The following is a 13006-nucleotide window of genomic DNA, read 5'->3' on the forward strand; positions in this document are numbered from 1 at the left end:
GTCGTCGCTGGATCAGGCGGGGCGCTGCCCGCCTGGCACGAATCTCACCCGCCGGGCAGGGGTCCAGCGGATCAACTGTGCTACCGGAACGGTAACCAACGGCTGCCATCCGGCGGCAGCCTCACCGGTCAGTTCACCGCTGCCTGAGACAGAGCACGAAATCCAGGGCGTCGAGCTGACTGTTGAAGAAATACCAGTTGGTGTAGCCCTCGACGTCCGCGCACTTGGTCTTGGCGTCCTCTTCGCCGTCGGTCACACCATCGAAGCGGGCGAGCACCTCGTACGCGCCGGAGTCACAATCCGTGATCGTCAGGACCGGCGTCTCCTCCTCCACCTCGGCCTCGTTGCGGACGCACTGCCCGACGTCGACGAACCGGGCGTCGTTCGACGAGGTCGGAGTCGGAGTGGGGCTGGGCTGGTCGGCCCCGGCGGTCGGCTCGGGCTGCTCTGACGGGGCCGCGGACGGCGCGTCGTCCGGCTCGGAGGTCGGTGCCGTCAACTCCGCCCCAGCGTCCGGCGTCTCATCGCGGGTCAGAACGTAGATGCCGGCCGCGCCGCCCCCGCAGAGCAGCACCGTCAGACCGATCAACACGGCGAGCAGTCCGCCGCTCAGCCCACCGCGCCCGGAACGGCGTGGTTCCGCCGCCGGCTCCCACGCTGGTGCCGCGCCCGGCTGCTGCTGGCCGCCGTCGGGGTACGGCTGCTGGCCTCCGCCCGGCTGCTGCCACGGCTGGTCACCGCCGGACTGCTGCCACGTCTGGTCCTCGGCTCCGGCCCAGCCCTGGGCCGGTTGGGTCGGCGAATGCCAGTTCTGGTCGCCGGCCGACGTGTGCTGCCCGTACCCCTGCCAGTCGGGACCGGCGGGCGGAGGCTGCCCGGTCGACCAGTCCGGCTGCGCGCCGCCGTGCCACTGCTGGCCCGGTGCCTCGGTGGGCGCGTCACCCCAGGGACCGGGCGGCCCGCCCCAGGGATCGGACGGCTCCCGGTACGGCTCCGACGGCTGCTGATGCTCGGGCCACCGGTCTGGCTGCTCACCCGGGTACGGCCCGCCGGGCGGTCCGTATTGCGACATGTCCTGTCCTCCTGCACGGCGGTTCCGGCCCTGGCCACCCGCTCGGGTCGGTGATGACAGACGTCACCGTAGCGTGAGCACCCCAACCGCTCACCTCCCCGAAGCGCGCCAACCGCCGGCCAACCGCATCATGGCCCGACGATGCACCGGGTCCGGCAGTTGCGAGTGACCGGGCCGGCGGCGGTCCGACCAGCCCCTACAGCAGGCGGAGCTGGCGGTCCTTGGGGCGGCGTGGCCCCTCGTCGCCGAGCCGGTCGAACAGCCCCGCGTCGATCGCGTCCAGGAACGGCGTCGGCCGGGTCTCCCGCTCGCTGCCGTGCCGGGCCCGGCGGCGGGCATGCGAGAGGTAGAGCCGGTCCTGGGCCCGGGTCAGGCCGACGAAGAACAGCCGCCGCTCCTCGGCGACGTCGTCATCGGTCGGCGTAGTGCCGGGGAAGCGCAGCGGTAGCAGGCCGTCCTCACAGCCGACCAGGAAGACCACCGGGAACTCCAGGCCCTTCGCCGCGTGCAGGGTGAGCAGGGTCACCGCCTCGGCCCGTGGGTCCAGCGCGTCCACCTCGGCGCCGGTCTCCAGCTGGGACAGCAGCATCGGCAGGTCGTCGCCGCAGCGACGGGCCAGCGGGGTGAGCAGCTCCACCGCCGACCAGATGTCCGCCGGCGACAGCTGCGGCCCGGCCGGCAGGTCCAGCGTCGGCGTGGTGAGCCGGTCGGCCAGCACCTGCCCGGCGAGCCGGACCCGGGCGGCCAGCGAACCGTCCAGCCCACCACCGGCATGGCGCAGCTCGCGGGCGATCGCCGCCACCCCCGGCCGGTCCCGCAGCCGGTTGTGCGACCGCTTCTGCACCGGCACCCCGGCCCGGGTCAGTGCGTCCACGATCGGGCCGGACTGCGCGTCGGTGCGGTACAGCACGGCGATGTCGGAGAACGACACCGACGACGTCTGCCCGTCGATCCGCCCGGAATCCAACGAACGGTGCGAGATCCCGCCGACGAGTTCGTCGACCGTACGCACCACGAACGCCGCCTCGTCGGCGGCCGTACCGGCGGGGTAGAGCCCGATCAGCGGCGCCTGCGGATCGAGTCGGGCCGGCTCCAACCGCCGGCCGCGGACCAGTGAACCGGGCGCGATGGCCTGCACCGCGGCGGCCAGGATCGGCGCCGCCGACCGGTAGTTGCGGGCCAGCCGGACCAGCCGGGCGTCGACGAAGTCCTCCGAGAAGCGCAGGAAGTAGCCCACGTCGGCGCCCCGGAACGAGTAGATCGCCTGGTCCGGGTCGCCGATCGCGCACAGGTTGCCGTCCGCCGGGCTGAGCAGCCGCAGCAGCTCGTACTGGTCGGCGTCGACGTCCTGGTATTCGTCGACGAAGATCCACCGCCAGCGGTCCCGGTAGCGGGCCACCAGCTTCTGGTCGTCGCGCAGCAGCCGCAGCGGCAGGGTGACCAGCTCGTCCAGGTCGACCAGGCCGGCCGCGCGCAGCAGCTTGGCGTACGTGGCGTCGTCCTCGCCGGCCTCGGCGCGGGCCCGATCCCGCTCGGTGTCGTCGGCGATGCGGAACGTCGCCGGCAACCCGGCGGCCTTCGGGTTCTCCCGCAGGATCGTCAACCCCAGCGAGTGGAAGGTGGCCACGGTGACGTCCTCGGCCACCGGGCCGAGCAGTCCGTCGAGCCGGTGGCGTAGCTCCTCGGCGGCCCGGCGGGTGAAGGTGATCGCCAGGCAGCGCTCCGGAAAGACGTTCAGCTCGGCGCACAGGTACGCGATCCGATGGGTCAGCGTCCGGGTCTTGCCGGTGCCCGGCCCGGCGACGATCAGCAGCGGCCCGCCCGGCGCGGACGCGGCGACCCGCTGCATCGCGTCGAGCCGGTCCAGCAGCCCGGTGCCGACCTCCTCCATGCCGGCCAGCATCGGCTCGAACGGCTCGTGCGGCGACGGCGTCGGTGGCGGCGGGATCGGCGGTGCCGCCGGCTCTTGCCCGGCCCGCCCGGCCCGGCCCGGCCGTGTCGGCCGCCCACCGGAGCCGGACCGGCCGGCCCCGGCCTTGGACTGTCCGGTTCCGGCCCTGGACTGTCCGCCGCGCCGGGCACCGGCCGGTGCCGGTTCGTCGGCGGCCACCGGCCCGTCGGCCGGGCGCTGCGCCGGCACGGGTACGTCGAACAGCGCCTCCGGCTGACCGGCACCACCACCGGTGGCCAGCTCACCGGGCGCGAACAGGGTGATCACCCCGTACTCGCCGTCGTAGCCCGGCACCCGACGGACCTCGCCGCGACGCAGCCGGGTGATCGCCTCACCGAGCAGTTCACCGCCGGCCCGCCGGATGTCGTCCACCGGCACCTTGGTCAGGATGTCCAGTTCGGGGCCGAGCGCGGCGACCAGGTTGACCACCTGACCCTCGACGGTCTTCGACCGGGCACCGACCTGGTTGATCTCGCCGACGATCTCCGGCAGCGCCACCAGGTGGGTGACCTGCTTGGCGTTGGCCGGCCGGTGCCCGTCGGGCCGGTCGGCGAGATCCTCGACCCGGCTGAGTACCCCGACGGTGAGCGGTTTGCCGCACTGCGGGCAGCGACCGGCGGCCTGCCGGGTCTGCTCCGGGGCCCAGTTGACGCCGCAGTTGCGGTGCCCGTCGGCGTGGTACTTGCCCTCCTCGGGGAAGAACTCGATGGTGCCGACCAGCCCGTCGCCGGTGCGCAGCGCCTCCCGTACTGCGTAGTAGTCCAGCGCGCTGTCCAGCACGGTGGCCTCCCGGGCCAGCGCCGGCGGTGAATGCGCGTCGGAGTTCGAGACCAGCTGGTAGCCGTCGAGGCTGGACACCCGCCAGTTCATCGCCGGATCCGACGACAGCCCGGTCTCGACGGCGAAGATGTGCCCGGCCAGGTCGGCGTAGCAGTCGGCGATCGCGTCGAAGCCGGACTTGGAGCCGAGCGCGGAGAACCACGGCGTCCAGATGTGCGCCGGCACCAGATAGCCGTCCGCGCTCGCCTCCAGGGTGATCTCCAGCAGGTCGCGGGAGTCCAGCCCGAGGATCGGCCGGCCGTCGGAACCGAGGTTGCCGATCCGGCCCAGTGCCGTGTTGAACCGGGCCACCGCGTCCAGGTCCGGCAGGTAGATCAGATGGTGCACCTTGCGGGTCCGGTCGCCACGCTTGTAGATCGTCGAGATCTCGACGCTGAGCATGTACCGCACCGGGTCGGTCTCGGCCGCGCTGGCCAGCCGGGGCGGCAGCCGGCGGGCGACGTCCCGCTCGGCCTCCGGGCTGAGCCGGTACAGCCCCGGCTCGGCCGGGCGCAGCGACTCCCGCAGATGCTCGAACCACGCCGGATGGGTGAAGTCACCGGTACCGAGCAGGCTGACGCCCTTGCGCCGGGCCCACCAGGCCAGGTTCGACATGTTCAGGTCCCGGCTGCAGGCACGCGAGTACCGGGAGTGGATGTGCAGGTCGGCGATGAAGGGCCCGGGTCCCGTGGCGGAGCCGGGAGAGGGCACGGCGCGGTACGGGGGCACGCCGCATCCTGTCACGTGACCGGGCCGCCCGGCGTGTCGCCACGCGCGGAAACCCGCGAGACGTGACTCTCACTCGCCGCGGGCTGACCGTTGCGCTCCTATTCGCTGCGCAGCTCGACCAGGGAGACCTGTGGCGGCGCGCCGACCCGCACCGGCGGCCCCCAGAACCCGGCGCCGTTGGTGACGTAGACCTGGGTGCCGTCGACCGTGGCGAGGCCGGAGACGACCGGTTGCACCAGCCGTACCGCCAGGTTGAACGGGGCGATCTGACCGCCATGGGTGTGCCCGGACAGTTGCAGATCGACGCCGTACCGAGCGGCCTCGTGGGCCTGCACCGGCTGATGGGCGAGCAGCACCACCGGGCGGTCCGGATCCCGGTCGCCGAGCGCCCGGTCGTAGTCCGGGCCGGCCAGTGGCCCGGACCCGTCGGCACTCTGCCCGGCCGGCCGCGCGGTCTCCGCAGTCGGATCGTTGACCCCGGCCAGATCGAGCACCCCGCCCGGGGTGACGATCTCCTGGCGTTCGTTGACCAGCACCCGCAGGCCGAGCCGGTCCACCTCGGCGACCCACTCCTCGACGCCGGAGTAGTACTCGTGGTTGCCGGTGACGAAGAAGCTGCCGTAGCGGGCGCGCAGGTCGGCCATCGGGGCGGCGGTGCCGCCGAGCTCGGTGACGGTGCCGTCGACCAGGTCGCCGACGACCGCGACCAGGTCGGCGTCCAGGCTGTTGATCAGCTCGACGATCCGGGTGGTGTGCGCCGGCCCGGTCAGCGGGCCGATGTGAATGTCCGAGACGGTGGCGATGCGCAGACCGTCCATGGCCCGGGGCAGCCGGGCGATCGGCACCTGCACCCGGTCCAGCCGGGGCGGGCCGAGGGCGGTCCGGATGCCGTAGCCGGTGACGCCGGTCGCGGTCAGCCCGGCGAAGATCGCGGCACCGCGGGCGAGCAGCAGCCGCCGGCCGGGGTCCGGCACCGAGCCGTCGGCCGGCCGGCCGCCGGGCAGCTCGGCCGGCGGCGGGGCGGACGTCTCGGCCGGTACCGTCACCGGCACCGTGCCCACTCTGCTCGGCTGGCGACTGCGGGCCCGGCCGACCAGCCGGGCCACCAGCAACGGCGGCTCCAGCACCAGCAGGACGACCAGCAGGTAGAACATCACCGCCAGCCAGACGTAGCCGGGCCAGGCAAGCCAGGACATCCCGGCGGACCGGGTGCTCACCATGGTCACCGGCACCAGGACCGCCAACCCGACGGCCAGCAGCGTGCCGGCCCGCCGCCACCGACCCGGCCGGGTGGTGTCCCGGACCAGCCGCCACCACAGGTAGCAGTGGATCAGGCCGGTGATCAGGGTCAGCGTTGCGACGAACCCGAGTACGGCGAGCACGGACGCGCCCCTCCTCAGCCGCCAGCGAACGGTGGCAGCACGTCGACCGTGGCACCGGCCGGCAACGGTGTGTGACGATCATGCCAGACGGCGCCGTCGACCAGGAAACTCGCCGCCGCCAGCACCCGACCCAGCCGGTCGCCGTGCCGACCGGTCAGCTCGGCCACCAGCCCGGCCCGGTCCAGCCCGGCCGGGACGGCCTCGGCGGTCCGCCCGGCCGCCGCCCGTGCCCCAGCGAAGTAACGCACCGTCACCATCGAGTCGCCCACGGTCAGCCGCCGATCGCCGACATCGGGCGGGCCGGCTGCAGGAACGTCGGATCGTCGATGCCGTGCCCGGCCAGCTTCCCGGCCATCGCCCGTCGCCACCGCTGCGCCAACTCGTCGTCGTCGGCCCCGGACCGCAACGCGCCACGCAGGTCCGACTCCTTTCGGGCGAACAGGCAGTCGCGTACCTGGCCGTCGGCGGTGAGCCGGGTCCGGTCGCAGTCACCGCAGAACGGCCGGGTCACCGTGCCGATCACCCCGACCCGGGCCGGGCTGCCGTCCGGCCGCTCGGCGCCGGCCACCAGCCAGGTCTCGGCCGGTGCGGCACCCCGTTCGGCGGGATCCGGCAGCAGGGTGAACTCGGCCCGCAGCCGGTCGAGGATCTCGGTGGCGGTGACCATCCGGTCGCGGTCCCAGGACTGCTGCGCGTCCAGCGGCATCTGCTCGATGAAGCGCAGCTCGTAGCCGTGGCTCAGGGCGTACCGCAGTAGCGCCGGGGCCTCGTCGTCGTTGACCCCGCGCAGCAGCACCGCGTTGATCTTGACCGGGGTCAGCCCGGCCGCCGCCGCGCCGGCCAGCCCGGCGAGCACGTCCGGCAGCCGCCGGCGGTGCGCCAACTGGGCGAACCGCTGCGGGTCGAGGGTGTCCAACGACACGTTCACCCGGTCCAGGCCGGCGGCCTGAAGGCCGGGCGCCAACCGGTCCAGACCGATCCCGTTGGTGGTCAGCGACAGCACCGGTCGGGGCCGCAGCGCCGCCGCGGCGGCGACGATCCGGGTCAGCCCGGGGCGCAGCAGCGGCTCGCCGCCGGTGAACCGCACCTCGGTCACCCCGAGCTGACGCACCGCGACCCCGATCAGCCGGGTCACCTCGTCGTCGGTCAGGATGTCCGGGCTGGGCAGCCAGGGCAGACCCTCCGGCGGCATGCAGTAGGAGCAGCGCAGGTTGCACCGGTCGGTCAGGGACACCCGAAGGTCGGTGGCGACCCGTCCGTACCGATCGGTGAGCCGGCCGTCGGCGGGCCGTGCGCTCGATGCCATGCGCCGACCGTAGCGCGCCGGTGCGTCAGGAACGCAGCGCGGCGGTGCGTCAGGAACGCAGCGCGGCGGTGCGTCAGGAACGCAGTGCGGCGGTGCGTCAGGATCGCAGCGCGGCGCGGGCCGCGTCCGCGACGGCCGAGCGGTACGCCGCCCCGAACAGGGCGGTGTGCACCAGCAGCAGATGCAGCTGGTGCACCGGCACCCGGCCCGCCCACCCGTCGGCCAGCGGCCACTGCTCCTGGTAGGCGTCGAGGATCCGGTCCAGGTACGGAGCGCCGCCGAACAGCGCCAGCTGCGCCAGGTCGGTCTCCCGGTGCCCGCCGTGCGCCGCCGGGTCGACCAGCCGGCAGCGCCCGTCCGCGCCCCAGAGCAGGTTGCCGGGCCACAGGTCGCCGTGGATCCGGGCGGGCGGCTCGTCGCCGCCGTACCCGTTGATGTTGATGTTGTCGACCACCTGCTCGACCAGGCCGGTCTCGGCGGCGGTGAGCGCGCCGTTGTCGACCGACATCCGCAGGTACGGCAGCAGCCGGCGCTGTCCGAACCAGGCCGACCAGGGCTGGTCGGTCACCAGTTCGTTGTCCTGCGGCAGCGCGCCGACGAACCCCGGCCAGTCCGCCCCGAACCCGGCCGCGCCGGCCCGATGGGTGATTGCCAGCTCCCGGCCGAACCGCTCGGCGGCGGCCGCGTCCGCGTCGCCCGGCTCGACCCACTCCAGGGCCAGCAGCTGCGGCAGCGCCACCAGCACCTCCGGCACCGGTGCCCCACCGGCGGCGGCCAGCCAACGCAACCCGGCCGCCTCGGCGGCGAACAGGCCGTCCGGCAGCGGCCTGGCGGACCGCTCCGGCCAGGACTTGGCGAACACCGAGTTGCCGTCGTCGAGGGTGAGCCGGCTCGCCGCGCAGATCGACCCGCCGGAGACCGGCGTCTCCCGGATCCGCTGATGGGTGAGGAAGGTCGGCAGGTGCTCCGGGTGAGCCCGCAGGTACGCCAGATCCATGGCGGCACGGTAACCCGCGCTACCGGAATGCGGGCCAGTGCTCCGGCCTTCAGGCCGGGGGTGAAGGCCCGCGCTGGGAGGGCCGCCAGGCCCGAGCAGTGCCTTGACCGGGACGGTTCTGCTGCTCGATGTACTGCTTGATGACGGTCAACGGTGCGCCGCCGACAGACCCGGCGAAGTACGAGCCGGACCAGAGTTTGTTGGCCCGGTAGTAGTGGCGCACCAGGTCGGGGAACTCCTGCCGGAGGCGGCGCGAGGAGACCCCTTTGAGGCTGTTGACCAGCCTGGCCACGGCGACCTTGGGCGGGAAGTTGACCAGCAGGTGGACGTGGTTGTGGCCGCCGTTGAACTCGACCAGTTCGGCCTCGAAGTCGGCGCACACGTCTCGCATGATCGCCTCCATCCGGGTCAGGTGCCGGTCGGCGAACACGTTGTGCCGGAACTTCGTCACGAAAACCAAGTGGACATGCATCGCGAAAGTGCAGTGTCTGCCGGTGCGGATGCCTTGAAGTTCGACCATAAACCAACATGATACAGTGATGGCCGTGCAGCTCCGTTACAACTACCGGATCACCCCGGACGCCGCCCAGCGCACCGCGCTGGCGCAGGCGTTCGGGTGTGCCCGGGTGGTTTTCAACGACGGACTCAGGCTGCGTCAGCAGGCCCGCGAGGCGGGCGAGAAGTACATCTCCGACGGCGACCTGTCGAAGTTGGTCATCACAGCGGCCAAGGCCAGCGAGGACCGGGCCTGGCTGGGTGAGGTGTCGGCCGTGGTGTTGCAGCAGGCCCTCGCCGATCTGAACGCCGCGTACCGCAACTTCTTCAACTCGCTGTCCGGCAAACGCCGGGGCCGCAAGGTGGCCCCGCCCCGGTACCGGTCCCGTAAGGACAACCGGCAGGCGATCCGGTTCACGAAGAACTCCCGGTTCAAGGTCTGTGACAACGGCCGCCTGCGGCTGCCGAAGATCGGCGACGTTCCGGTGCGCTGGTCGCGCGGCCTGCCGTCGGATCCCACCTCGGTCACCGTGATCAAGGACACGGCAGGCCGGTACTTCGCCTCGTTCGTCGTGCGGATCGGCGAGGACGAGACGCTGCCGCCGGTCGACTCCGAGATCGGCATCGATCTGGGCCTGACCCACTTCGCGGTCATGTCCGACGGCACGAAGGTGACCGCACCGAAGTTCCTGCGCCGCGCGGCCCGCAAGCTCAAGCGGTTGCAGCAGGCACTCTCACGCAAGCAGAGGGGCAGCAACCGCCGCAGGAAAGCCGTGATCGAGGTGGCCCGCGCTCACGCGCGGGTAGCCGACACCCGGCGGGACTGGCAGCACAAGCTGTCCACGGCGATCATCCGCGAGAACCAAGCGGTGTACGTCGAGGACCTGTGCGTTGTTGGTCTCGGCCGGACTCGGCTGGCGAAGTCCGTGCACGATGCGGGCTGGGCCGCCTTCACCGGCATGCTGGAGTACAAGGCGCAGCGGTACGGGCGCGCGTTCGCCCGGGTGGACCGGTGGCTCCCGTCCACCCGGATGTGCTGCGACTGCGGCCGGATCAACGAGAAGATCGCGTTGAACGTCCGGGAGTGGGACTGCCCGTGTGGCAGTCACCACGACCGGGACATCAACGCCGCCATCAACATCAAGGCCGCCGGACAGGCGGACTTCAACGACCGTCGAGCGCACGTAAGACCGGGACTTGTCCCGGCGGCGCGCAGTGAAGCGGTAACCCACCCGGACGCTGCGTGTTCCACGCGCAGCGTGGAGGGAATCTCCGTCCTTCTTCAGGGCGGAGAGGATGTCAACCGTCACCCCACCCAGTGGCGCAACCGGTAGTGAGCAGAAACGCCGCCACCAGGGAAACTACTCTGCGTGCTTGTGGATAACCCGGCGTGTCGTCCACAGGTCGGGTTGGAACGGCCACCGCCGGTCACCGTCCGGCGCGACAGTTTCCGGCATGACACCTACCGAACCGGTACCCACCCCCGATTCCGTTCCCGACCCGGCTGCTGACCCTGCTGCTGATCCGGCTGCCGGGACGGCCCAGGGTGCCGCGCTCACCGTCCGCGAGCCGGCCGACCTGATCGCCGCCGTGCCCTACCTGATCGGCTTCCACCCCGCCGACAGCGTGGTGGTGGTCGGGATGCGCGACCACACGGTCGTCATCGCCGCCCGTGCCGACCTGCCCGACGCCACGGTCCCGGCCGACGTCCGCGCGGCGGCAACCGCCCAGCTGACCTCCATCGTCGATCGCCAGCAGGTCAGCGCCGCCGTGGTGCTCGGCTACGGTCCGGCCGACACCGTCGACCCGGTCCTGCGGGACACCACCGACGCACTGCGCCGACAGGGCACCGTGCTGCTCGACGCGCTGCGGGTGGCCGACGGTCGCTACTGGTCCTCCTTCTGCGACGATCCGACCTGCTGCCCGCCGGAGGGCCACCGTTTTGACGCTGAGATCAACCCGGTCGCGGTCGCGGCCACCGTCGCCGGGCAGGTCGCCCTGCCCGACCGGGCCGCGCTACGCCGCCAGGTGGAACCGGTCACCGGTCCGGCCCGGGCAGCGATGCGGTCCGCCACCGAACGTGCCCGGGCCCGCCGGTCCGCGCTGGTCGACCACGCCCCGCCGGCCGACCTGCTCGGTGCCCGCACCCTGCGCCGGGCCGGGGAGAAGACGGTACGGATGCTGCTGGAACGGCAGGGCCGGGGCATCGCCCCGACCGACGACGACATCGCCTGGCTCAGTCTGCTGCTGACCGACCTGGAGGTGCGCGACTACGCCTGGGAGCGGGTCACCGACGAGCTGTGGCAGGTCACCTTCTGGCAGGACATCGCCCGCCGGGCCGAGCCGGAGCTCGCCGCCGGGCCGGCCAGCCTGCTGGCCTTCGCCGCCTGGCGGGCCGGCAACGGAGCCCTGGCCCGGGTCGCCCTCGACCGGGCGCTCGACGTCGAACCCGGCTACTCGATGGCGAAACTGATGGACGACGTCCTGGTCCGCGGCATCCCACCGGCGGCGCTGGGTCCGTGGCCCAAGCCGGACCGCAGCGGGCGTAAGGGCCGGGCGGACACCCGCCCGCGCCGTCGACCCGACGGTGAGCGGCTCGACCGGGCCCGCCCTGCCGGCCGACGCCGCCCGTGAACCCGCCCCGCGCGGGCATGACGCGGACAGACCCCGGGCTCGCCCCGGGGTCTTCCGGGGTTGCACCGGTGTCAGGACGTAGGCTGCCCCGATCCGGCACATCTGGTCCGGCTTCCCGGGCCCTGGTGCAGCGGTGCGGGCTGGCCGGGGGCGGTGGTCACCTGCTGACCGCAGACCGAGCACCTACCTCCTGGCGCCATGAACGGACTCCTTCCGGAATCTGGTAGTCCGGGTACGGGTCCTCGTTCGGCTCACCTGCGATGCCGCCCGGTCCGGTGGTGGCGGTCGCCCGGAGGAAGACGGCGCCGCCGTCCCGGCAGGTGATCTTCACACCGGACGGGGAGCTGTGCACCCCGGTGAAGGCGCACGGCTCCCACGAGGTGAACTCCTCGGGTCGGGCGAAGTCCAGCAGTTGTACGGCGAACGCGAGCGTGCGACGCGCCCGCTCGCGAGGTGCGGGCATCTCGGCCGGCAACGACGCCGGTGCCGGTGCGGGCTTGCCGACGGCCGCCCACAGCATCCCGGTCGATCCCGTCGAGTAGTAGACCCGTACCCCGGCTGGCGAATTGCCGCCGGGCTCGGTGTCCTGCCCGTACCGACGGACGTCGGTGATGTCCGGGTGCTTGCTGGTCTGGAACAGTGCTTCAAGCACGTCCAAGACTTCGGCGACCTGCATGTCCCCGTCTCCGATCTGAGGCTGTCTGCGCTGTTCAGGGCCGAGCATAGACACGGCAGGGATCTTGCGGGGGTACGCGGCGCACTTCACGAGGTCGCGCCCTTGTCGCGGTCGCCGTACGCCCAGCCGGCCTTGCTCAGGCTGTGCACTTCGCCAACGCGTGGCAGTGGGTCATCAGGTGCCTTACGTGGATACTTCGGCCTCCCGGCCGGGTGCCCGGCGGCTTGCCCGAGTCGGATCGCCCGACGGCCCACTCGGTCCGTCGCCGCGCCCGCATGCCGCCGGGCCTACTGCGGTGTCAACGGTCAGTTGGTTCGCCGGGCTGGGGAAGGCACCCCGGCGACGAGCTTGAGCACATAACCGCACTTTTCCGGACAATTCGCGGAAGCTGCTGTTTGCCGATGTGAGGCTGAGATACCTATCGACCAAGGGATTACGTATCTCAGCCTCACATCGGCGCGGGGAGCCGGTCAGGCCGAGCCGTGCGCGAGGACCTGGTAGCCGAGTTGCTGGCCGTAGGTCATCAGCGAGCGCAGGGTCGGGACCAGTTCGGTCGCCTCGGTGGACCAGTGGTGTCCCCGGTTGCTGTCGAGTCGGCGGTGGCGGGCCGACGTCGTCTGCCGTTGTCGCCGCAGCTCGCGTCGCAGGTGGTGCAGCCGCTGGGAGGCCGTCGACCGGCCGGAGCGCCAGTCGAGCCAGCGCAGCCACCAGTCACGGATCATCTCGGTGATCATTTCTCTCCCTTGATCAATAGTCAGGTTTCCGTGCGCCGGGGCAATCGGTAGAGTCCGTGGCGCTGGACGAAGATCTCCCGCCGTTCGGCTGCGTTGCCGTGCCGGTCGATGACGTATCCGGTCAGCCAGATCCACCCGTCGTAGGTCCACTTGCGGTCGACGGCGATGACCCGGAGTCGGATGGCGCGGTCGGCGGCGAACTGGATGCTGG

11 protein-coding genes are annotated in these 13006 nt (G+C 72.3%); 2 read left to right on the forward strand and 9 right to left on the reverse strand.

Annotation, left to right across the window (positions count from 1 at the left end):
* Window positions 1-133: 133 nt before the first annotated feature.
* From ACN27J_RS21710 to tnpA, 7 genes are all read right to left on the reverse strand, one after another.
* Window positions 134-1072, reverse strand: a complete 939-nt coding sequence (locus tag ACN27J_RS21710) for an LppU/SCO3897 family protein (protein ID WP_421368980.1) — start codon at window positions 1070-1072, stop codon at window positions 134-136.
* A gap of 196 nt (window positions 1073-1268) precedes the next feature.
* Window positions 1269-4571, reverse strand: coding sequence for a UvrD-helicase domain-containing protein (locus tag ACN27J_RS21715; RefSeq protein ID WP_421368982.1), 3303 nt, complete (start codon window positions 4569-4571; stop codon window positions 1269-1271).
* A gap of 98 nt (window positions 4572-4669) precedes the next feature.
* Window positions 4670-5953 carry a metallophosphoesterase gene (locus ACN27J_RS21720; RefSeq protein ID WP_421368985.1) on the reverse strand — a complete coding sequence of 428 codons (1284 nt, stop codon included), beginning with the start codon at window positions 5951-5953 and terminating at the stop codon, window positions 4670-4672.
* Between the two features lie 14 nt (window positions 5954-5967).
* Window positions 5968-6210, reverse strand: coding sequence for a MoaD/ThiS family protein (locus ACN27J_RS21725; RefSeq protein WP_278172951.1), 243 nt, complete (start codon window positions 6208-6210; stop codon window positions 5968-5970).
* A gap of 14 nt (window positions 6211-6224) precedes the next feature.
* Window positions 6225-7259, reverse strand: a complete 1035-nt coding sequence (gene moaA / locus ACN27J_RS21730) for a GTP 3',8-cyclase MoaA (protein WP_421368988.1) — start codon at window positions 7257-7259, stop codon at window positions 6225-6227.
* Between the two features lie 97 nt (window positions 7260-7356).
* Window positions 7357-8256 (reverse strand): fructosamine kinase family protein, encoded by a 900-nt coding sequence (locus ACN27J_RS21735; protein ID WP_421368991.1) that lies wholly within the window; start codon window positions 8254-8256, stop codon window positions 7357-7359.
* Between the two features lie 49 nt (window positions 8257-8305).
* Entirely contained in the window at window positions 8306-8776 is a 471-nt protein-coding gene (gene tnpA / locus ACN27J_RS21740) for an IS200/IS605 family transposase (protein ID WP_421368994.1), read from the reverse strand.
* A 19-nt stretch (window positions 8777-8795) separates the two neighbouring features.
* Here tnpA and ACN27J_RS21745 point away from each other — a divergent pair, with 19 nt between their 5' ends.
* Both ACN27J_RS21745 and ACN27J_RS21750 read left to right on the forward strand, forming a co-directional pair.
* Window positions 8796-10085 carry an RNA-guided endonuclease InsQ/TnpB family protein gene (locus tag ACN27J_RS21745; RefSeq protein ID WP_421368997.1) on the forward strand — a complete coding sequence of 430 codons (1290 nt, stop codon included), beginning with the start codon at window positions 8796-8798 and terminating at the stop codon, window positions 10083-10085.
* 121 nt (window positions 10086-10206) lie between these two features.
* Window positions 10207-11385 (forward strand): DUF4192 domain-containing protein, encoded by a 1179-nt coding sequence (locus tag ACN27J_RS21750; RefSeq protein ID WP_278172956.1) that lies wholly within the window; start codon window positions 10207-10209, stop codon window positions 11383-11385.
* Window positions 11386-11542: 157 nt separating this feature from the next.
* Here ACN27J_RS21750 and ACN27J_RS21755 read toward each other — a convergent pair whose 3' ends face one another.
* Together ACN27J_RS21755 and ACN27J_RS21760 are read right to left on the reverse strand one after the other, a co-directional pair.
* The gene (locus ACN27J_RS21755; RefSeq protein ID WP_278172958.1) at window positions 11543-12061 is read right to left on the reverse strand and encodes a hypothetical protein; all 519 of its coding nucleotides are present in this window, start codon (window positions 12059-12061) and stop codon (window positions 11543-11545) included.
* A 470-nt stretch (window positions 12062-12531) separates the two neighbouring features.
* Window positions 12532-12795: a hypothetical protein gene (locus ACN27J_RS21760; protein ID WP_421369001.1), complete on the reverse strand. Its 264-nt coding sequence runs from the start codon at window positions 12793-12795 to the stop codon at window positions 12532-12534.
* Between the last annotated feature and the right edge of the window lie 211 nt (window positions 12796-13006).

Source organism: Solwaraspora sp. WMMB762 (genome assembly GCF_049179115.1).
Lineage (GTDB): Bacteria > Actinomycetota > Actinomycetes > Mycobacteriales > Micromonosporaceae > Micromonospora_E.

Excerpts from the sequence above, each read along its gene's own strand:
- ACN27J_RS21710 (WP_421368980.1), bottom strand. The coding sequence starts at position 1,072 with ATGTCGCAATACGGACCGCCCGGCGGGCCGTACCCGGGTGAGCAGCCA.
- ACN27J_RS21725 (WP_278172951.1), bottom strand. The coding sequence starts at position 6,210 with ATGGTGACGGTGCGTTACTTCGCTGGGGCACGGGCGGCGGCCGGGCGG.
- moaA (WP_421368988.1), bottom strand. The coding sequence starts at position 7,259 with ATGGCATCGAGCGCACGGCCCGCCGACGGCCGGCTCACCGATCGGTAC.
- ACN27J_RS21735 (WP_421368991.1), bottom strand. The coding sequence starts at position 8,256 with ATGGATCTGGCGTACCTGCGGGCTCACCCGGAGCACCTGCCGACCTTC.
- tnpA (WP_421368994.1), bottom strand. The coding sequence starts at position 8,776 with ATGGTCGAACTTCAAGGCATCCGCACCGGCAGACACTGCACTTTCGCG.
- ACN27J_RS21745 (WP_421368997.1), top strand. The coding sequence starts at position 8,796 with ATGGCCGTGCAGCTCCGTTACAACTACCGGATCACCCCGGACGCCGCC.
- ACN27J_RS21750 (WP_278172956.1), top strand. The coding sequence starts at position 10,207 with ATGACACCTACCGAACCGGTACCCACCCCCGATTCCGTTCCCGACCCG.
- ACN27J_RS21755 (WP_278172958.1), bottom strand. The coding sequence starts at position 12,061 with ATGCAGGTCGCCGAAGTCTTGGACGTGCTTGAAGCACTGTTCCAGACC.
- ACN27J_RS21760 (WP_421369001.1), bottom strand. The coding sequence starts at position 12,795 with ATGATCACCGAGATGATCCGTGACTGGTGGCTGCGCTGGCTCGACTGG.